This is a genomic window from Streptomyces sp. MA5143a (assembly GCF_900290235.1).
Classification (GTDB): Bacteria; Actinomycetota; Actinomycetes; order Streptomycetales; family Streptomycetaceae; genus Streptomyces.
This window is the reverse complement of the sequence record NZ_OLMK01000001.1, coordinates 186,343-206,402: the sequence shown is the minus strand read 5'-3', so window position 1 is coordinate 206,402 and position 20,060 is coordinate 186,343. Positions and strand designations below refer to the sequence as shown.

14 protein-coding genes and 1 pseudogene are annotated in these 20,060 nt (G+C 73.3%); 4 read left to right on the top strand and 11 right to left on the bottom strand.

Annotated features, from left to right (window positions below):
* Window positions 1-148 precede the first annotated feature (148 nt).
* The 4 genes and pseudogenes from uppS to SMA5143A_RS00845 form a co-directional block, all read right to left on the bottom strand.
* Window positions 149-1,936, bottom strand: a complete 1,788-nt coding sequence (gene uppS / locus SMA5143A_RS00860; protein WP_107460867.1) for a polyprenyl diphosphate synthase — start codon at window positions 1,934-1,936, stop codon at window positions 149-151.
* Window positions 1,937-2,126: 190 nt separating this feature from the next.
* Window positions 2,127-4,697 carry a polynucleotide kinase-phosphatase gene (locus tag SMA5143A_RS00855; protein WP_107460866.1) on the bottom strand — a complete coding sequence of 857 codons (2,571 nt, stop codon included), beginning with the start codon at window positions 4,695-4,697 and terminating at the stop codon, window positions 2,127-2,129.
* Window positions 4,694-6,313 carry a 3' terminal RNA ribose 2'-O-methyltransferase Hen1 gene (locus tag SMA5143A_RS00850; RefSeq protein ID WP_107460865.1) on the bottom strand — a complete coding sequence of 540 codons (1,620 nt, stop codon included), beginning with the start codon at window positions 6,311-6,313 and terminating at the stop codon, window positions 4,694-4,696. Before SMA5143A_RS00850 ends, SMA5143A_RS00855 begins: the two co-directional genes overlap by 4 nt.
* Before the next feature lie 161 nt (window positions 6,314-6,474).
* Window positions 6,475-6,606, bottom strand: a pseudogene (locus SMA5143A_RS00845) (SDR family oxidoreductase); the annotation flags it as partial.
* A gap of 221 nt (window positions 6,607-6,827) precedes the next feature.
* On the opposite strand from SMA5143A_RS00845, the gene SMA5143A_RS00840 reads away from it, so the two are divergent.
* Window positions 6,828-7,454, top strand: a complete 627-nt coding sequence (locus SMA5143A_RS00840) for a class I SAM-dependent methyltransferase (protein WP_107460864.1) — start codon at window positions 6,828-6,830, stop codon at window positions 7,452-7,454.
* Window positions 7,455-7,599: 145 nt separating this feature from the next.
* On the opposite strand, the gene SMA5143A_RS00835 is transcribed toward SMA5143A_RS00840, so the two are convergent.
* On the bottom strand, window positions 7,600-8,523 hold the full coding sequence (locus tag SMA5143A_RS00835) for an LLM class F420-dependent oxidoreductase (protein ID WP_107460863.1): 924 nt from the start codon (window positions 8,521-8,523) through the stop codon (window positions 7,600-7,602).
* A gap of 239 nt (window positions 8,524-8,762) precedes the next feature.
* Here SMA5143A_RS00835 and SMA5143A_RS42840 point away from each other — a divergent pair, with 239 nt between their 5' ends.
* On the top strand, window positions 8,763-8,930 hold the full coding sequence (locus SMA5143A_RS42840) for a hypothetical protein (protein WP_181361659.1): 168 nt from the start codon (window positions 8,763-8,765) through the stop codon (window positions 8,928-8,930).
* A 186-nt stretch (window positions 8,931-9,116) separates the two neighbouring features.
* Here the strand turns inward: SMA5143A_RS42840 and SMA5143A_RS00830 are convergent, their stop codons facing one another.
* The 4 genes from SMA5143A_RS00830 to SMA5143A_RS00815 all read right to left on the bottom strand — a co-directional run bounded on the left by SMA5143A_RS00830 (window position 9,117) and on the right by SMA5143A_RS00815 (window position 12,744).
* Window positions 9,117-9,593: a DUF6099 family protein gene (locus SMA5143A_RS00830; RefSeq protein ID WP_055543252.1), complete on the bottom strand. Its 477-nt coding sequence runs from the start codon at window positions 9,591-9,593 to the stop codon at window positions 9,117-9,119.
* 183 nt (window positions 9,594-9,776) lie between these two features.
* Complete coding sequence (locus tag SMA5143A_RS00825; RefSeq protein WP_107460862.1) at window positions 9,777-10,127, bottom strand: nucleotide pyrophosphohydrolase; 351 nt, start codon at window positions 10,125-10,127, stop codon at window positions 9,777-9,779.
* Window positions 10,114-11,445, bottom strand: a complete 1,332-nt coding sequence (locus SMA5143A_RS00820) for an ATP-binding protein (RefSeq protein ID WP_107460876.1) — start codon at window positions 11,443-11,445, stop codon at window positions 10,114-10,116. The genes SMA5143A_RS00825 and SMA5143A_RS00820 overlap by 14 nt, the downstream gene beginning before the upstream one ends.
* A 909-nt stretch (window positions 11,446-12,354) precedes the next feature.
* The gene (locus SMA5143A_RS00815; protein WP_107460875.1) at window positions 12,355-12,744 is read right to left on the bottom strand and encodes a cell division protein SepF; all 390 of its coding nucleotides are present in this window, start codon (window positions 12,742-12,744) and stop codon (window positions 12,355-12,357) included.
* Between the two features lie 344 nt (window positions 12,745-13,088).
* Between SMA5143A_RS00815 and SMA5143A_RS00810 the strand changes: the two genes are divergently transcribed.
* A complete protein-coding gene (locus tag SMA5143A_RS00810; RefSeq protein ID WP_107460861.1) occupies window positions 13,089-17,249 on the top strand; it encodes a bifunctional nitrate reductase/sulfite reductase flavoprotein subunit alpha in 4,161 nt (1,386 codons plus the stop codon).
* A 22-nt stretch (window positions 17,250-17,271) separates the two neighbouring features.
* Here SMA5143A_RS00810 and SMA5143A_RS00805 read toward each other — a convergent pair whose 3' ends face one another.
* Together SMA5143A_RS00805 and SMA5143A_RS00800 are read right to left on the bottom strand one after the other, a co-directional pair.
* The gene (locus tag SMA5143A_RS00805) at window positions 17,272-17,874 is read right to left on the bottom strand and encodes a response regulator transcription factor (protein WP_055716860.1); all 603 of its coding nucleotides are present in this window, start codon (window positions 17,872-17,874) and stop codon (window positions 17,272-17,274) included.
* Window positions 17,871-19,103: a sensor histidine kinase gene (locus SMA5143A_RS00800; RefSeq protein WP_107460860.1), complete on the bottom strand. Its 1,233-nt coding sequence runs from the start codon at window positions 19,101-19,103 to the stop codon at window positions 17,871-17,873. Before SMA5143A_RS00800 ends, SMA5143A_RS00805 begins: the two co-directional genes overlap by 4 nt.
* Window positions 19,104-19,302: 199 nt before the next feature.
* Between SMA5143A_RS00800 and SMA5143A_RS00795 the strand changes: the two genes are divergently transcribed.
* Window positions 19,303-19,911 carry a hypothetical protein gene (locus SMA5143A_RS00795; RefSeq protein ID WP_107460859.1) on the top strand — a complete coding sequence of 203 codons (609 nt, stop codon included), beginning with the start codon at window positions 19,303-19,305 and terminating at the stop codon, window positions 19,909-19,911.
* Window positions 19,912-20,060 lie beyond the last annotated feature (149 nt).

Sequence of the window (20,060 nt, the reverse complement as noted above, 5' to 3'; positions counted from 1 at the left end):
TGCGGTTGCGGCTCGTGGGGTGAGGGTTTCGCCCCCGGGGATGCGCGCGTGTGTGTCCGCGGGTGCGTGGGGGCCGGTCGCGCAGTTCCCCACGCCCCTGGAGGGCGGGGGCTGCGCCCTCTGCCCTCCGTGCCTCCCCTCTGGCCCGCTACTTCGTTTCCGTTGCCGCTCCCTTGCGGCGTTTTCTCTGGGTGTAGGTCTCCAGGGCCTGCCAGAGGTCTCGGCGGTCGGCCTCCGGCCAGGGGGCGTCGGTGAAGTGGAGTTCGGCGTAGTGGGCGTGCCAGGGGAGGAAGTTGGAGATGCGGAGTTCGCCGCTGGTGCGCCACAGGAGGTCCACGTCGGGCATGGCGTGGTGCGGGAGGTGCGCGGCGAACTGCTGCTCGGTGACCCGGGAGGGGTCGATGTCGCCGGCGAGGGCGGCACGCGCGAGGGCCGCGCCCGCCTGGGTCAGTTCGGCGCGGCCGCCGTAGTTGACGCAGACATTGAGGGTCAGGCCCGTGCGGTGGCGGGTGGCGCGCTCCTGGGAGCGCAGGACCTCGACGACGTCGTCCGGGAGGCCGTCGGGGGAGCCGATCCAGCGCAGGCGCACGTCGTGCTGGAGCAGTTCGCCGTCGAGGAGTTCGGCGCGCATGATGGCGAACAGCTTGGAGACCTCGTCGGGTGAGCGCTTCCAGTTCTCCGTGGAGAACGCGTACACCGTCAGATGGCGCAGGCCGATCTCCAGGGCGCCCTGGACGACGTCGCGCAGGGCGACCGCCCCGGCGCGGTGCCCCTCGTCGCGGGGCAGGCCGAGGCCGGTGGCCCAGCGGCCGTTGCCGTCCATGACGATGGCCACGTGGTTCGGGAGTTGGGCGGCGGCGATCTCGGGCGGGCGTACGCCGTCGACGTGGGGGCGCGGCGGCAGCGGCGGCTCGGCGACCGGCACCGGCTGCCACTCGGGGGTGGGGTGCGGGGCGTCGGTGTCGGGGCCCGGGGCCGGGCGGCCACCGGGAGTGGTTGTGGTGGGCGGCAGGGTCAGCCGCCAGATCGCGGCGGCGCGGGCGCGGGCCGGGCCGAGGACGCGCCACTGCTTGTGCCGGGGGACGCGTACGGGCCGGCTCAGCGCGGCGGGGCCCGCGCCTATGATCGCGTCCAGCTCCGCGGTGAACAGGTCGACGGTGGTGTCCAGGACGATCGCCGGCCCCAGCGGCAGGCTGCCGCGCAGGACCCGGCGGGCGCCCTCCAGCCAGTCGCGGGCCTCACCCGTGAGGTGGGCGATGAGCCGCCGGACGGCGGGGGTCCACCGACGGGCGATCAGGTCGGCCGGGGCGACCTGGAACCGGTCGAGCACCTCGGTCGGGAACCAGACATGGCCGCCGTCGAGGTCCTCGGGGAGGTCGCGGAGCATGTCCGCGAGGAACAGCCCCTCCACGAAACGGGTGAAGCCCGGCACGTCCCGCAACCGTACGGGGACGGGCAGGCCGCACCGCACGAGCAGTCGCATGAACTGCTCGGGCCAGCTGATGTTCTGGGCGTGGGACCGTTCCCGCCACTCCTGCCAGGTGGCGACGGACTGCCGGTCGCCGTCCCGCTGGACCGCCTCCAGCGCGCCCAGCAGGTCGCCGAGGTCGAGCCCCCAGTGCCAGACGGCGTCGGTCAGCGCGAGCCGGATCGGGTCGTCGCTGGTGCCGCTGGTGAGGTCGGCCTCCAGCGCCGTCCGCCACTCCCGGAGCCGGTCGGCGCGCTCCTCGGGGGTGCCGTCGGTGGAGTCGAGCAGGTCGTCCGCGTGGGCGAACGCCGCGTACAGGGCCCAGCAGGCGGGCCGGGCCGCCGGGGGCATCAGACCCATCAGGGCGTACTCGGTGGGCCGTGTCGTGCGGACCAGGCGGCGGCACTCGTCGTAGGCGGCGTCGAGTGCCGATCGCTGTCGCCCGGACTGCGCTGTACTGCGACGCATGGGGTACCCCGCATACCTTCGAATGGAACCGATGGGACCGACCCGGGTGACAGCGATCGCCTGCGATTGGCTGCGATCGCTGCCCCCGAGCAGTGCCGGAACCGCTGAAACCATTCGAACGCGGAGCACGGCCACGCCTGTCTGCGACATTATCAGCCGCAAAGTCGCCGCACAGGCGCAGGCCCGGCGGTCACAGCCGGGGGTCGACCGGCTCCGACTCCAGGGCCAGTACCCCGAACACCGCCTCGTGCACCCGCCACAGCGGCTCCCCCTCGGCGAGCCGGTCGAGGGCCTCCAGACCGAGGACGTACTCGCGGATGGCGAGCGACCTCTTGTGGTTGAGGAAACGGCCGCGCAGCCGGGCCAGGTTGTCCGGGCGGGTGTACTCCGGGCCGTAGATGATGCGCAGGTACTCCCGGCCCCGGCACTTGATGCCGGGCTGCACCAGCCGCCCCTGCTCCGTACGGACCACGGCTCCGACCGGCTTGACCACCATGCCCTCGCCGCCGCGGCCCGTCATCTCCAGCCACCAGTCGACGCCGGCGCGGACCGAGTCCTCGTCGCCGGTGTCCACGAAGAGGCGCCGGGTGGTCTGCAACAGTCCGCTGGCGTCGAACTCGACGAGCCGGTCGATCAGGGCGAGCTGCTCGTCGTGCGGCAGCGCCGCGAGGCTGCGGCCCTGGACGGCGAGGATCTGGAACGGGGCGAGCCGCACCCCGTCCAGGCCCTCGGTGGGCCAGCAGTAGCGCCGGTACGCCTCGGTGAACGCGGCCGCGTCGGCGGCCCGCTCCCGCTGCTTGTCCAGCAACCCGCCCACGTCGACGCCCCGTGCCGCCGCGCCCTCCAGGGCGGCCAGCGCCCCGGGGAACACCGCGCCGGACGCGGCGCCGACCGCCGCGTACTGGGTGCGCAGCAGCCCGGACGCCTTCAGCGACCACGGCATCAGCTCGGCGTCGAGCAGCACCCAGTCGGTGTCGAGCTCCTCCCACAGCCCGGCCGCCGTCATGGCCTCGCGCACCCGGCCGAGGACCAGCTCGGTGCGGGCCTCGTCGTCGAAGAACGGGCGGCCGGTACGGGTGTAGAGGGAGCCGGTGGGGCCGTCCACACCGAACCGTCGGCGGGCCGCGTCCGCGTCACGGCAGACCAGGGCGACGGCCCGCGAGCCCATGTGCTTCTCCTCGCACACGACCCGCGCGACCCCGTCCTCCTTGTACTGCGCGAACGCCTCCGCCGGGTGCTCCAGATAGCCCTCGACGTGCGAGGTGGCCGTCGGCGCCATGGTCGGCGGGAGGTACGGCAGCAGCCGCGGGTCGACGGCGAAACGGCTCATGACCTCCAGCGCGGCGGCCGCGTTCTCCTCGCGGATCGAGACGCGGGCCTGGCCGTCGTAGCGGGTCTCGACGATACGGCGGCCGTGCACGTCCGTCAGGGCCAGCGGCCGGCCCTCGTGGCCGCCGGGTGCCTCGGAGGCCAGCGGTCGCGTCGGCTCGTACCAGACCCGCTCCGCCGGTACGTCGACCAGTTCGCGCTCCGGCCAGCGCAGCGCGGTCAGCTTCCCGCCGAACACCGCGCCCGTGTCGAGGCAGATGGTGTTGTTCAGCCAGGTGGCCTGCGGCACCGGGGTGTGGCCGTAGACGACGGCCGCGCGGCCCCGGTAGTCCTCCGCCCACGGGTAGCGCACCGGCAGCCCGAACTCGTCGGTCTCCCCCGTGGTGTCGCCGTACAGGGCGTGGCTGCGCACCCGGCCGGAGGTGCGGCCGTGGTACTTCTCCGGCAGGCCGGCGTGGCAGACGACCAGCTTCCCGCCGTCGAGGACGTAGTGGCTGACGAGTCCGTCGATGAACTCCCGTACCTGCTTCTTGAACTCCTCGCTCTCACCTTCCATCTGTTCGATGGTCTCGGCGAGCCCGTGGGTGTGCTGGACGCCTCGGCCCTTGAGGTAGCGGCCGTACTTGTTCTCGTGGTTGCCGGGCACGCACAGCGCGTCGCCCGAGCCGACCATGGACATCACGCGGCGCAGGACGCCCGGGCTGTCCGGGCCGCGGTCGACGAGGTCGCCGACGAAGACGGCCGTACGGCCCTCGGGGTGGACACCGTCGACGTAGCCGAGCTTGCCGAGGAGTGCCTCCAGCTCGTGGGCGCAGCCGTGGATGTCGCCGATGATGTCGAACGGGCCGGTGAGGTGGGTGAGGTCGTTGTAGCGCTTCTCGGTGACGATCGTGGCGTTCTCGACGTCGGCCACGCCCCGCAGGACGTGCACCTTGCGGAAGCCCTCGCGCTCCAGGTGGCGCAGTGAGCGGCGGAGTTCGCGGGTGTGGCGCTGGATGACGCGGCGCGGCATGTCGGCGCGGTCGGTGCGGGCCGCGTTGCGCTCGGCGCACACCTCCTCGGGCACGTCCAGCACGATGGCGATCGGCAGCACGTCGTGCTTCCGGGCCAGGTCGATGAGCTGCTTGCGGGACTCCGACTGCACGCTGGTCGCGTCGACGACGGTACGACGGCCGGCGGCGAGCCGCTTGCCGGCGATGTAGTGCAGCACGTCGAAGGCGTCCTTCGTCGCGCTCTGGTCGTTCTCGTCGTCGGAGACGAGGCCCCGGCAGAAGTCGGAGGAGATGATCTCGGTGGGCTTGAAGTGCCTGTGGGCGAAGGTCGACTTGCCGGAGCCGGAGGCGCCGATCAGGACGACGAGGGAGAGGTCGGTGACGGGCAGGGTGCGCCCCTCGGCCTTCCGCACGCCGGTCTCCACGGTGGTGTCGCTCATGCCGCCTTCGCCTCCTTCTCGTTCCTGTCGCTGATGCTGAACACGGCCATCTGGGTGGGTGGCCCCACCTCCGGGTCGTCGGGTCCGACGGGCACGAACGCGACGTCGTAGCCGTGCCGTTCGGCCACCGTGGCCGCCCAGGCGCGGAACTCCTCGCGCGTCCACTCGAAGCGGTGGTCGCCGTGGCGGACGTGACCGGCCGGGAGGGTCTCCCAGCGGACGTTGTACTCGACGTTCGGGGTGGTCACGAGGACGGTCCGGGGGCGGGCCGAGCCGAACACGGCGTACTCCAGGGCGGGCAGCCGGGGCAGGTCGAGGTGCTCGATGACCTCGGAGAGCACGGCGGCGTCGTAGCCCCCCAGCCGGTTGTCGGTGTAGGCGAGGGAGCTCTGGAAGAGCTGCACGCGCGAGGCCTGCCGCTCGCCCATGCGGTCGAGCTTGAGGCGGCGGGAGGCGATGGTGAGCGCGCGCATCGACACATCGGTGCCGACGATCTCGGTGAACCGCGGGTCCTTGAGCAGCGCCTGCACGAGCTGGCCCTGCCCACAGCCGAGGTCGAGCACCCGGGCGGCACCGGAGTCCTTCAGCGCCGCGATGATCGCGTCGCGGCGGAGCACGGCGAGGGGGGTGGGCCTGTCCTCGGTGGGCACGGCGGTCTCGGCCGGGCCGTCTGCGGTGGTGGGGACGGGGCTGTCGGCGGTGGTGGGGACGGCACCGTCCGTTCCCCCGGCCGTCCCGGCGGCATCGGAGGCACCGGCGGCATCCGAGGCATCGGTCGCCGCCGTCTCCTCCATCTCCTCCGGGTCCTCGACGGCGTTGTCGATCTCCTCGACCTCGCTGTCGTCGGCCTCGGCCAGGCGTACGAGTTCCAGGCGCTCCATGGCCTGGCGGGTCAGCGACCAGCGGCGGGAGAGATAGCGGCTGGTGATCAGCTTCTGCTCCGGGTGGCCGGACAGCCAGCCCTCACCGGCCCGCAGCAGCTTGTCGACCTCGTCGGACGACACCCAGTAGTGCTTGGCGTCGTCGAGGACCGGCAGCAGGACGTAGAGGTGGCGCAGTGCCTCGGACAGGGTCAGCGACTCCGACTCCAGGACCAGGTGGACGTACCGGGAGGCGCCCCACTCCGGGAACTGTGTGTCGAGCGGCACCGCCTCGGCGGTGACCGTCCAGCCGAGCGGCTCGAACAGCTTGGCTACGAGGTCGGGGCCGCCGCGCGCGGGCAGCGCGGGTATCTCGATGCGCAGGGGGCGGGCCTCGCCCGGGGCGTCGGGCCGGGCGGTGCAGCGGCCGCTCATCGCGCTGGAGAAGACGCTGCTCAGCGCGACGGCGAGCAGGGAGGAGGCCGCGTACGGGCGGTCGTTGACGTACTGGGCGAGCGCCGCGTCCGGGGCGCCGCCGCGGCCCTTGCCCTTGCCCCGCCGGACCAGGGCCACCGCGTCGACCTCCAGCAGCAGCGCGGCCGTGCACCGCTCGACGCCCGCCTCCGGGTAGAGGACATGCGCCTTGCCGTACGACGTGGAGAACGCTTGCGCGTTGTCGGGATGCTTGTGCAGCAGGTAACCGAGGTCGGTCGCGGGGCGCTCTGGGGTGCCGGTGGTACTGATCGTCAGGAACACGTGGAGTTGGCCTCGAGTCGGGTTGGAAGTGTCCCTACAACCTACAGAGAACGTGCTCTGGTCAGTGAGTATTTTCGGCCCGGACCGGACGACGGCCGGTGGGCGGCTCACCGGCCGTCACCTCGTCCTCGTGCGGGGTGTCGAGGCGCCGCGTTCGTGGGTCAGGCGGTGAAGCCGCCGTCGACGTGGATCGAGGCTCCGGTGATGTACGCGCCGTCGGGGCCTGCCAGGTGGGCGACGGTGCCCGCGATCTCGGCGGCTTGCGCGTAGCGGCCGACAGCGGTGAAGCCGGAAGCATCGCCGCCGCCGGCACCGGAAACCGGCGGGAATCGGACCTGGTGTTCGCCCCTGGAGATCCGGGCGGCGCGGGTCGGGTCGGGCGGCGCGGGTCGGGTCGGGTCGGGCGGCTCGTGCGACGATCGGTGAGGGCGCCGGGGACGGTGCCTCGATCGGTCGGGGCGCCGGGACGGTGCCTCGATCCGGGGACGAGGGCTGAGCGGAGGGCACGCGGGACATGGGGACGCAGCGGGATCGTTGGGCGGAGCTGACGGGCGGGCAGGGCGGGGAGGAGTACGCCCGGCGGTTCGCGCGGCTCGCCGCTTCCGGCCAGGACGTCCACGGAGAGGCCACCTTCTGCGCCGCGCTGCTGGAACCCGGCGCCCGGATCCTCGACGCCGGCTGCGGCACCGGACGGGTCGCCATCCGGCTCGCCGAGCTCGGGTACCACTGCACGGGGGTGGACATCGACCGGTCCATGCTGGCCGTGGCCCGGCGCGAGGCGCCCGCCTCACGGTGGCTGCACGGGGACCTCGCCCTCCTGGACACCCTCGGCCTCGACTCGGACTTCGACCTGGTGGTCGCCGCCGGCAACGTCATCCCGCTGCTCGCCCCCGGCACCGAGCCGACCGTGGTCCGGCAACTGGCCGCCGTACTGCGCCCCGGCGGGCTGCTGGTCACCGGTATGGGCCTGGACACGGCTCACCTGCCACTGCCCGAGGCGACGGTGACCCTCAACGACTTCGACGACTGGTGCGAGCAGGCCGGACTGTCCCTCCGGGAGCGCTTCGCCACCTGGGACGGCGCCCCCTACGAGCAGGGCGGCGGGTACGCGGTGAGTGTGCACGCCCGCGCCGCGGGCTGAGTGCCGGACCGCCGAGGGGCGGGCGCCGGGGCGGAGCTCCGTCCCCCGGCCAGGGGCGGAGCCCCACACCCCCTGCCGAGGACCGGGCCCCGCGCATCCCGCCGGGGGCGCGGGGCCTGGTCCGAGTCGTCCGAGGGGGCCGGCCCTACGACAGCTGCGACTGCACCTGCGAGGAGATCAGCTCCAGGTGGTCCAGGTCGTCGAGGTCGAGGACCTGGAGGTAGAGGCGCTGCGAGCCGATGGCCTGGTAGCGGCCGATCTTCTCGACGACCTCGGCGGGGGTGCCGGCGAGCCCGTTGGTCTTGAGCTCGTCGACCTCGCGGCCGATCACGGCGGCACGGCGGGCGACCTCGGCGTCGTCCTTGCCCACGCAGACGACCAGCGCGTTCGAGTAGACGAGGTCGTCGCCCTTGCGGCCGGCCTCCTCGGCTGCCGCACGGACCCGCCCGAACTGCCGCTCGCTGTCCTCCAGCGAGCCGAACGGCATGTTGAACTCGTCGGCGTACCGCGCGGCGAGGCGCGGCGTGCGGCTCGCGCCGTGCCCGCCGATCAGGACCGGCACCTTGGCCTGCGCGGGCTTGGGCAGCGCGGGCGAGTCGGTCAGCTGGTAGTGGGTGCCCTCGTACGAGAAGGTCTTGCCGACCTCGGTGGCCCACAGCCCCGTGACGATGGCCAGCTGCTCCTCCAGGCGCGCGAACTTCTCCTTCGGGAAGGGGATGCCGTACGCCTTGTGCTCCTCCTCGAACCAGCCCGCGCCCAGGCCGAGTTCGACGCGGCCGCCGGACATCTGGTCGACCTGGGCGACCTGGATGGCGAGCACACCGGGCAGGCGGAAGGTTCCTGCGGTCATCAGGGTGCCGAGCCGGATGCGCTTGGTCTCCCGCGCGAGCCCGGCCAGGGTGATCCAGGCGTCGGTGGGGCCGGGCAGCCCGTCCACGGAGCCCATGCGGAGGTAGTGGTCCGATCGGAAGAAGGCGTCGAAGCCGAGGTCCTCCGTGGCCTTGGCGACGGTGAGCAGCTTGTCGTAGGTCGCGCCCTGCTGGGGCTCGGTGAAGATGCGAAGATCCATGCCCTCCATCCTGCACGCTCGGACGCCGGTCAACTCCACCGGTCCTGGCCGCGCTCGTGGTGCCCTGTCGGGTGAAAATGCGTCGATCCGGTGTCTGCGAGGGGCGGCGCCAGTGACCGGCGGCAACGGTGATCGTTGCTCGGGAGGAGCCGGACCGCCCGGCACCCGTCGCCGGCGGTCGCTGCCGGGGCGCTCCCACACGTGCCCCCTCGGGGGGCGAGGGCCGAGGAGGCCGTCACATGTCCCAGGAAGCCGTGCCGGAGCAGGCCACCGTGCCTGCGCAGCCCAAGGGTCTGCTCCAGCAGATGGAGGAGTTGATGGCTGCCCTGAACGCGGACCTGTCCCAGCTCGACGCCGATCTGTCGGCGCCGCGTCCCGCCCCGGCGGAGGGCTCGGACTCCGTCTGACCGCCCCCGCGACGCCCGACCGGCCTCACCGCCCGACCGCCCGACCACCCGACCGCCCAGCCGTCGACCGTCCCGCCGTCCGATGCGGGTGCACCCGGTTGTGCGGCGGGGGCGGGGCCGGTCCTCGTCGGGGCGCGGGGAACCGCGCTGTTCGCCCCTCCTCCCCTCCCCCGGCGTCAGAACGGTTCAGCTGGCCGCCGCGTCCCGTTCCGCGAGGACCTGGTCCCGAACCGCCAGACGGCGGAGCATTTCGAGGACTCTGTCGCGGGCCTCGTCGGCGGCGTCGATCGCCTCCATGCACTGCCAGTACGTCGACTCCTCGTCGGCGGCGCTGGCCAGGCCGACCAGGGCGATACCGACCTCGCCGAGGAGGCCGCCGAGGCGGGTGAGGGAGTCATGGGCGTCGCCCAACTCGGTGAGCTGGGCGGCGCGTAAATCGCCCACCCCGAGCGGAGGAGCGCCGAGTATGCCGCAGCCGCTGCCCGCCAGCTCGGTCAACCCCAGTGCCTCACCGCGTAGTTCGGGTGGTCCGGAGACGGCGAGGCGGCTGCCGATCGCCTGCGCGAGGGCGTACGCCTGCCATGCCTCCGCCATCAGTTGAGGTTCCTCGACGCTGCCCGCCAGAGCGCGCCTGCTCGCCAAGATGAGCCGCACCGCGTCCATGCGCTGCTCCCGACTGTCCCGACGCGCTCTCACACGTCCCGCCCGACCTCTTGTCCGTTCATTACCCACAGTGAGGGTGACTGAGACAGAAAGCCAGAGGAAGCCGGAAATCTGTGGATAACAAGTCGGCAGAGCACCGCATTTCGACTACGGAGAGTCACATACGGGTGGGGTGGCTCGGCTTCACGGGCCTTCCGGCGCCGGGAACCTCCGTTCGTTGCGGTCGATCTTCGCGTCCAGTGCGGCCAGCGGATCGATGTCCAGCACCTCGCACAGCTGGAGCAGGTAGGCGAGGACGTCGGCGACCTCGTCGGTGACCCGGTGGGCGGTGTCGGGGTCCGACATCACCCGGGCCGACTCCTCGGGCGTCAACCACTGGAAGATCTCGACGAGTTCGGACGCCTCGACGCTGAGGGCGGAGACCAGGTTCTTCGGCGTGTGGTACGGCGCCCAGTTCCGGGCGGCCGCGAAGTCGGCGAGGCGACGCTGGAGGGTGGGGACGTCGAGTCCGTCCGGGGCTTCAGGATCTTTCACGGTCCAGGTGTACCACCGTCGCCCCGGGGACCCCGGCGGCCCAGGACGCGTCGCTCACCGCGCCCACCAGCCGGATGTGGCCGCGTTCGCCCATGCGGGCCGCCACGCACAGGAGTTGGGCGCGCTGGCGGGGGTCGAGGCAGCGGTCGAGGCCGTCGGCCAGGACGGTCAGTGTCTGGAGCGCCGCCGGGACCTCGGCGACCGGGTCGACCTCCAGTACACCGGGGCCGGTGAACAGCACCAGGGCCAGGGCGAGATACCGCAGCTCGCCGTCGCCGAGGAGGGCGAGGGGTGTCCGCACGCCGTCGCCACGGTCGAGCACCGCCCGCACCAGGGCGGGGCCGGTCCCGCCCCCGTGACCTGCTCCGCCCCCGTGACCTGCCCCGTTCCCGTGACCGGGTCCGCTCCCGAGACCGGGTCCGCGACCCCGTCCGTGGCCGACTCCGTGGCCGGCCCCGTGCGCGGCCCTGGGTGCGTCCCCGTGCCCGTTCCCTCCCGGAGCGGGTTCGGCGAGGAGATCGGCGACCGGTCCCACGCAGCCGTCCCGGACTGCCGCGACGAGTTGCGCGTGGCGTCGGCCGCACTCCGTGCGCGTGCGATACAGCACGTCGGCGAGGTTGTCGCAGCCGCGCAGGAGGCGGCCGGAGCCGAGCGGTACGGCGGCCCGCATACGGCGGGGGCGCGGGTCGCAGGCGAAGACCGAGCGGAGGGCGACCACCATCTGTTCGGCGGCGGCGAGGACCCGGCGCTGACCGTCGGTCTTGCCGGCGACGCGCAGGGGAAGCAGGGCGGTGCCGAGGCGGTCGTCGGGCAGGGGGCCGCGGGTGACGGGGGACGCGCCCGCGGTGTGCCAGGCGGCCTGGACGACGGGGCGGCTCGGGTCGACCAGCGCGGTCTCCAGGAGGGTCAGCCCGCCGGAGGTCAACCGCTCGCCGACGACGCGGAGTTCGGGGTCTGCCTGGACGGCGATGTCGAGCCGGATGGGGCCCTCGGGGCCGTCGGCGGTGCAGCCGAGACGGAAGCCGCGGCGGCGCTGGGTGTCCGGGCGGGCCCGCTCGGGCACGCATCCGTGCGGGTCGGGGAACGCCTCGTCGAGGCGGGCGCCGCCGCCGAGCCGCGCGAGCGCCTCGTACGCTCTGAGCGCCGTCGTCTTGCCGCTGCCGCTGGGCCCGGTGAGGAGGGTGAGCGGTCCGAGCGGGAAGGCGGTGCCGCGGTGGCCCGCGAAGGCCGAGAGCCGCAGTTCGGTGACGCTCGGCCGCTCCGGGCGGACACCGGCGTCGGCGCCGGGCCGCACCGGCGACGAGGGTGACACGGTCATATGCGGACCGTAGGGGGCGCCGCGCCAGACGAACCGTTCCACCACGTGGATCTTCCTACGTTCGAGGGAGCGCTTCCACACGGGGACGCGCCTTGGTTGTTCCGGGAGCGCCGGCGAGGGTCGGCGAGCGCGGGGTGAAGGGGGGCCGGAAACGCCCGGTGAAGGATTGGGGGAAACCCGGGCGATGGGGCTGGGGTTGCGGAGCGCCGGGGGCAGCACTCGGGTGACGGCTCACACCGCCGGGAGGTGGGCTGGGGGCGTCGGCCCGATGGCTCGGTGGCGCCGGCGGACGGCTTGGGCAGCGCCCGGACCGCTGGGCGGCATCCGCCCCTCGTTTGCCAGGGGCGCCCGTTGCTCGGAACCCAACCGGGCCCGACGTTGGGAAGCCGGCGGGAATCCGGCGGGAATCAGGGATTCGCCGGGCCGACGGCAGGCCGGGGCACGCCATCCGGGTTCGGGCACAGGCAATGACGCGGGGAGGGCGACCGCGGGGGGCGGGGCGGACGCCTCCCCCACGGGGCGGGACACCGGCGGCCGGAGCAGGCGGTACCTGCGAGGGCGGGGGCTCACCCTGGAGACAGGCCGCCGAACGTCGGCCGCAGGCCACAGGCCGCCGACGTATCGACTCGCCCCTTCGGAGGGGATGGCCAGCGGGCCGGGGCGAGGGCTCGGCGGGGGCCCGGGGGCTTGCCCCCGGCTGGCGGGTCACCGCCGGCGGGAACTGCCGCCGTGCGGCGTTCGGCCTCGCTGCGGCCGGGGGTGGCTCGAGGCCCGGCGGAGGGGCGGGACGCTGGCCCGCGTGGGCACCGCCATCGGTGCCGCCGCCCCCCGGCGGGCCGCCCCCGGGGCCCGGAGCCGCTCGGAGCGCCGCGCGTGTGGTGGGCGCTCCGAGCGACTCCCGGTGAGAGTTCAGACTCCGGGGACTCCCGCGTTCTCCATCAGGCCTCGGACCTCCATGCCGTGGGGTGTGAGGAGGAACACGTTGCGGTCGACTCGGTGCATTCCGCTGGCGAGGCCGAAGACGACGCCGGTGCTGAAGTCGAGGACTCGCTTGGCCACCTCGGTCTCCGCGCCGGAGAGGTCGAGGAGGACCGGAATGCCCGCCATCAGCGTCTCGGCGACGTCGCGGGCGTCCGCGAAGACATTGACGCGCAGGACGACGAAACGGCGCCGGGCCTCCGTCTCGGCCTCCGGTATGGTCCGGTGGTCGACCGCGGACGGCCAGGCGTCCCGGCCCCGCAGCGGCACGACCTGTGCGAGCCCCTCCCACTGTTCGTCGGTGACATCGTGGCTGTTCACCCTGTTCACCGGCCTTCCCCCTGGCTCACACTGATTGACTGCATCGACCAATTCTTACGCATGGTCACCCGTTCGGCCCAACAGCGACACGGACCGCGAGGTGGGCCGGGAGGCGGGCCGCGAGACCCCCTCCGACGTCTCGCCGGATCGTGGCCTCACAGCCCCGCGCAGGACGGTGTGTGGTGGGCGTAACCCCTCATGATCAGGTCATGTGACATCGACGTAATGGGCAATTCGTACGATCGAGCCTGCCCGGCGGCCATCAGGACGCTGAGCGGAAGCAGTCCGGCCGCCGTACCAGAAGGGGACCGGACACCCCGCACGCCGACAGAGAGGGGCCGCCCGTGGTCGCGCAGGGCCCGCCGAGCACCACCACCCAGGTGCGGACCGTGTGCTCGTACTGCGGTGTCGGCTGCGGCATGCTCCTGGACGTCGGGACGGGTCCCGACGGGCGGCGCACGGTCCTGAGGGCGACCGGCGACAAGTCCCACCCGGCGAACTTCGGCCGACTGTGCACCAAGGGCGCGACGACCGCCGACATGCTGGCCGCGCCCGGCCGGCTCACCACGGCCCTCGTACGGGACGACCGGGGTGACGAGCCGGTGCCCGTGCCGGTCGCGGACGCCCTCTCCGAGACGGCCCGGCGGCTGCGCGCGATCATCGACGAACACGGGCCCGACGCGTTCGCGTTCTACGTGTCCGGCCAGATGAGCCTGGAGGCTCAGTACCTGGCGAACAAGCTGGCCAAGGGCTTCATCCGCACCAACCAGATCGAGTCGAACTCCCGGCTGTGCATGGCGAGCGCCGGCACCGGCTACAAGCTGTCGCTGGGCGCCGACGGGCCGCCCGGCTCGTACGAGGACCTCGACAAGGCGGACGTCTTCCTCGTGATCGGCTCGAACATGGCCGACTGCCACCCCATCCTCTTCCTGCGGATGATGGACCGGGTCAAGGCGGGCGCGAAGCTGATCGTCGTCGATCCGCGGCGGACGGCGACCGCCGAGAAGGCCGACCTGTTCCTCCAGATCCGCCCCGGTACGGACCTCGCGCTGCTCAACGGGCTGCTGCATCTGCTGCACGCGAACGGGCACACCGACCCGGAGTTCATCGCCGCCCACACCGAGGGCTGGGAGGCGATGCCTGACTTCCTCGCCGACTACGCGCCGGACGCCGTCGCCTCCGTCACCGGGCTCGTGGCGGACGACATCCGCGAGGCCGCGCGGCTGATCGGCGAGGCCGCCGAGTGGACGAGCTGCTGGACCATGGGGCTCAACCAGTCCACGCACGGCACCTGGAACACCAACGCCCTCGTCAACCTGCATCTGGCGACCGGCGCCATCTGCCGGCCGGGCAGCGGGCCGTTCTCGCTGACCGGGCAGCCCAACGCCATGGGCGGGCGCGAGATGGGCTACATGGGGCCGGGGCTGCCGGGCCAGCGGTCGGTGCTCGTGGACGAGGAGCGGGCGTTCGTCGAGGAACTGTGGGGGCTGGCGCCGGACACGCTGCGCCCGGACGGTTTCGGCAAGGGCACCGTCGAGATGTTCCGGAGGATGGCCGACGGCGAGATCAAGGCGTGCTGGATCATCTGCACCAACCCCGTCGCCTCCGTCGCCAACCGGAAGACCGTGATCGAGGGGCTGGAGGCCGCGGAGTTCGTCGTCACGCAGGACGTGTTCGCCGACACCGAGACCAACGCGTACGCCGATGTCGTGCTGCCCGGGGCCCTGTGGACCGAGTCCGAGGGCGTCCTCGTCAACAGCGAGCGGAATCTGACGCTGGCCTCCGCGGCCGCCGACCCACCGGGCGAGGCGATGGCGGACTGGCGGATCATCGCCGCCGTCGCACGGGAGATGGGCTTCGAGAAGGGCTTCTCGTACGACAGCGCCGAGCAGGTCTTCGAGGAGATCAAGCAGGCGTGGAACCCGAAGACCGGGTGGGATCTGCGGGGAGTGACGTACGAGCGGCTGCGGTCGACGACGGTGCAGTGGCCGGCCGCGGAGGAGACCGGACCGGCGCGGAACCCGATCCGGTACGTGGACGCGGACGGCGGGCTGACGTTCCCCACCGCGAGCGGGCGTGCCGTGTTCCACGCACGGCCGCACATGGAGCCCGCCGAACTCCCGGACGACGACTTCCCGTTCGTGCTCAACACCGGGCGGTTGCAGCACCAGTGGCACACGCTGACGAAGACGGGCAGGGTCGCCAAGCTCAACCGGCTGAACCCCGGGCCGTTCGTGGAGGTGCATCCGCGGGACGCGCAGGCGCTGCACGTCGCCGACGGCGACTTCGTCGAGGTCGCCTCGCGGCGGGGGCGGGCCGTGCTGCCGGTGGTCGTGACGGACCGGGTGCGGCCGGGGTGCCTGTTCGCGCCGTTCCACTGGAACGACCTGTTCGGGGAGTATCTGAGCATCAACGCGGTGACCAGCGACGCGGTGGACCCGCTGTCGTTCCAGCCGGAGTTGAAGGTGTGCGCGGTGGGGCTGACGAAGGTGGCGGCGCCCGCGCCGTCGCCGACCGGGACCCAGCCGGTCGCGGCCGGCGCGGTCGACACCCGGACGGGCACGGCTCACACGGCCGAGGCGCTCGTCCCGACCGCGGTCGCGCCTGGCGCCAATCCCTTCGGGCTCGCACCCGCTCCTCCGCCCGTGCTCTCCGCCCAGGAGCGCCAGTACCTCACCGGGTTCCTCGCCGGGCTCGGGTCCGGGGTCACCGGGGTGCCCGTGCTGCCGCCGGACGCGCCGTTCAGCCCCGAGCACGCGCTGTGGGTGAACGGGGTGCTCGCCGGAATGTACTCGCGGTCCGCGGCGCCCGTGGCCGTCCCCACGGCCGGGGCGGCCGGGCGGGACGTCGTGGTGCTGTGGGCCTCGCAGACCGGCACCGCGGAGGAGTTCGCGGTGGCCGCGGCCGAGCATCTGGGCGCGGCGGGGCACCGGGCGACGCTGGTCGGCATGGACGAGGCCGCCCCGTCCGAACTGCCGCGCGGCGCGGACCTGTTGCTCATCACGAGCACCTTCGGCGACGGGGACGCACCCGACAACGGCTCCGGTTTCTGGGAGGCGCTCACGGACCGGGAGGCACCACGGCTGGACGGTGTGCGGTACGCGGTGCTGGCGTTCGGCGACTCGTCGTACGACGACTTCTGCGGGCACGGCCGGCGGCTGGACGCCCGGCTCGACGAGCTGGGCGCGGTGCGGCTGGCGCCCCGCACGGACTGCGAGCCGGACTACGAGCCGTCGGCGGACGCCTGGCTAGGCCAGGTGCTCACCGCGCTCGGCACCGGGACGGAGACCACCGCTGCACGGGGACTGACGGAGGCGGGCCCGCAGACCGCGCCCGGCACAGCCCCCGTCACGGCCCCCCTCTCCGCGCCCGTCGCGCCCCGGTCCGCCCGGCCCGCGCCCGCGCACGCCCGGCTGGTCGGCAACCGGCTGCTCAGCCTGCCGGGGGCGGGCAAGGAGGTACGCCGGTTCACCTTCGACACGAAGGGGACGGGGCTCACCTACGAGGCGGGTGACGCGCTCGGGGTGCGGCCGGTCAACTCCCCCGGCCTGGTCTCGGAATGGCTGGCGGTGACCGGTCTGGACGGCTCGGCCGCCGTGGAGGTCGCCGGTGTCGGCGAGGTGCCCTTCGCCGAGGCGCTGCACCGGCATCTCGACATCACCCGGATCACCCCGGACCTGCTTCGCTTCGTCTCCGAACGGACGCGGGACAACCGGGAGTTGAAGAAGCTGATGCGGCCCGACAACAAGGACGGGCTCGCCCAGTGGTCGTGGGGCAGGCAGGCCGTGGACGTGGTCGCCGAGTTCGCGGTGCGGGCCTGTGCGGCCGAGTGGGCCGGGGTGTTCAAGCGGCTCCAGCCCCGGCTGTACTCCATCTCGTCGAGCCCGCTCGTCGACCCGCACGAGGTGTCGCTGACCGTGTCAGTCGTGCGGTACGAGAACCTGCGCGGGCAGCCGCGCGGTGGGGTCTGCTCACCGTTCCTCGCGGACGGCGAGGCGGGGCTGGAGGTGCCGGTGTTCGTGCAGCGGTCACCGCACTTCCGGCCGCCGGCGGACGCCACGACCCCGATGGTCATGGTCGGCCCCGGCACCGGCGTCGCCCCCTTCGTCGGCTTCCTCCAGGAGCGGCAGGCTCTCGGCCACCGGGCGCCCAACTGGCTGTTCTTCGGCGAGCAGCACCGGGCCACCGACTTCTACTACGAGGACGAGCTGACGGAGCTGCGGCGGGTGGGGGTGCTGGACCGGCTGGACACCGCGTTCTCACGGGACCAGCGGGCGAAGGTGTACGTGCAGGACCGGATGCGTGAGCACGGCCCCGAGCTGTGGCACTGGCTCCAGGACGGCGCCCGCTTCTACGTCTGCGGCGACGCCTCCCGCATGGCGAAGGACGTCGACCGGGCGCTGCGGGACATCGCGGTCGCCCACGGCGGGCTGAGCGAGGCGGAGGCCGCAGCGTACGTGAAGCAGCTGGCGAACGAGAAGCGGTACGTGCGGGACGTGTACTGACGGCACGGGCTCGGGGGCCGGATCAGATCCAGCCCTGCTGCCACGCGTGGTGGGCCGCGGCGTGGCGCGTGGGGGCGCCCAGTTTGGACATCGCGGCCGAGAGGTAGTTGCGGACGGTGCCCTGGGCCAGATGGACCTCGGTGGCGATCTCGGCGACGGAGGCTCCGGTGCGGGCGGCGCGCAGAACCTGGAGTTCGCGGTCGCTGAGGGGGCAGTCGTCCTCGGTGAGCGCGGACGCGGCGATGTCGGGGTCGACATAGCGGCGTCCTGCGGCGACCTCGCGGAGGATCTCCGCCAGCCGGGCGGCCGGGGTGGTCTTGGGGACGAAGCCCCGCACTCCGGCGGCGAGGGCCCGGCGCAGCACGGCGGGCCGGGCGTGCCGGGTGACGATGACGGTGCGCGTGGGCAGTTCGGCGCCGATCTCCTCGGCGGCGCGCAGTCCGTCGGTCGGCGGCATCTCCAGGTCGAGCACGGCGATGTCCGGGCGGTGTTCACGGGCGAGCCGGACCGCGTCGGTGGAGGTGGCGGCCTCCGCGACCACCCGCAGGTCGTCCTCCAGGGCGAGCAGCGCGGCGAGGGCGCCGCGCAGGAGGTCCTCGTCGTCGGCGATGAGGAGCCGGATCATCGGGCCACTTCCTTCAGGGGTTCGGGGGTCGCGTCGGCCCGGCCGAGCGGCAGTACGGCCGTGACCTCGAAGCGGTCGCCGTCGCGGTGCCACGTCAACTCGCCGCCGGCTGCCCCCAGTCGCTCGGCGAGGGCGGTCAGGCCGGTGCCGTCCCCGCTGCCGGGGCGCTCGTCGGCGCCGTCGTTGGCCACGCGCAGCCGGGCGCGGTCGCCGGTGACCCGGTGGTCGATCTCGGCGTACCGGGCGCGGCTGTGGCGCAGGACGTTGGTGGTGGCCTCCCGCATGACCAGGCCGAGCAGATGGCGGGTGAGGTCGGCCAGGTCGTGGCCGGGGGCGGCGGGTTCGCGGGACGTGCGGGTGTCGATGCCGGCCGCGGCCAGCACCTTCCCGGCGTTGGCGATCTCGTCGTCGAGGGTGGTCCTGCGGTAACCCCGCACCACGGCCCGGGTGTCGCGCAGGGCGTCGGCCGACAACTGCCGTACCTCGCGCATCTCGGCGGCGGCCCGCGCGGGGTCCCGTTCCACGAGCCGCGCCGCCAACTCGCTTTTCAGGGCGATGACCTGAAGGTGGTGGCCCTGGATGTCGTGCAGGTCGGCGGCGAAGCGGAGCCGTTCGTCCCGCACGGCCAGCTCGGCCTCCAGGCGTCGCGCCCGGTCGAGGCGTCCGGCGATGTTCCAGGCCCACAGGGGGCCGAGCACCGTCCACGCGGTGAAGGCGACGAGCCCGGCCGGGAAGAGCGCGGCGTACGGCAGCTCCCCGTCACCGGCGGACAGACTGACCGCGGCGCCCGGCAGCGTGGCGAGGAGCACCGCGCCGGCGAGCAGGAACCTGCGGTGGCGGGGGCGGAGGAAGGTCGCGCAGACGGCCGTGGTGACGGCGGGGGCGACCGCCCACAGCTCGTAGGCCCGCCGGGCCAGTGGAAGGGCCGCGAGCACGACGGTGGCGACGACCAGGGTCACCAGCGCATGCCGTGGCGGGCGCGGAGGGTGGGCGCCGTCGGCGGCCGTCGACGGGCTCAGCGGCCGGCCGAGCAGGACCGCGCCGGCGACCGTGTCGACCACGAGGGCGACGGCGACCGGAACGCGCGCCCGGGCGGGCACGTCCGGGTCCAGGACCCACTCGCCGTAGAACAGCACCAGAAGGCACACGGTGGTCCCCGGCACCGTCCACCAGGTGAGACGACGGAAGCCCGTCAGCTCCGCCCCGCGCTCGCTCTCCCCGTCCCGCACCCGGTCATTGTCGTACGGCCGTGCCCCCGCATGACAGATGTCACGCGGAGACGTGACAACGCCATGCGCGGGCGTGCGGATACGGCACTACTGGCGGCGTCGGCGCGGGAGCAGTCTGAGGGCCGGGGGAAGAACCCCGCCCCCTTCGCCCCGGCCAGACGCCTCTCATGGCCGTTCCCTCGTGTCTCAGGAGACCTCCATGTGTGCCACGACCTCCTCCAGTTCCAGCGACGTGTCCCAGGAGCGGCGGCCGGGCCGGGCGCTGTTGCGGCGCTGGCCCACGGCCCTCGCGCTCGCCCTGACGGTGCCCGGGTTGGTGCTGGGCGGGTCGGAGGAAGCGGCCGGTGCCGTCCGCGGATACGGGGAGTTCCTGCCGCTCCTCCCGCTGCTGTACGTGGTCGTCCATCAGGCGGGGAGGGCGAAGGCGACCTGGCCCGTGCTGGGGGCGGGCGTGGTGTTCGCGTTCGCCCTGCAACTCCTGGACGTCGTCTCACCGGCCGGTGTCATGGTGGGCGTCGCGCTGGCGGTACTGCTGTGGGGCGCCGCGCGCGGAACTCCCCACGGACGGCCCCTCCTTGGCGTCCAGGCGGCCGGCGCGGTCGTGTTCGGCGCGCTCGCGCTCACCGGTCTGGTGCTGGACCCCGACGTGGGCCGGTACCTGGTGGCCGCCGGCTGGTTCCTCCACGGTGTCTGGGACTTCGCCCATCTGCGGGTGCGTCGGCTCGACGGTGTCGTCGCGCCCACCTTCGCCGAGTGGTGCGGAGTCGTGGACGTGGTGGTCGCCGTGGAACTGCTGTTCCTCGTGTGACCCGTGGGACCCACTGCGACCAGGGTGCCGCGGTCGCCGTACCGAGAGGTGGGTCGCGGTGGCGGGCCGACTCCGGCCCGCGACAACGACTTTGCCATCTCTTTACAACGGGGTCGGTCGCTGTCTCGTCTCTCCGCTCGATCCGCAAC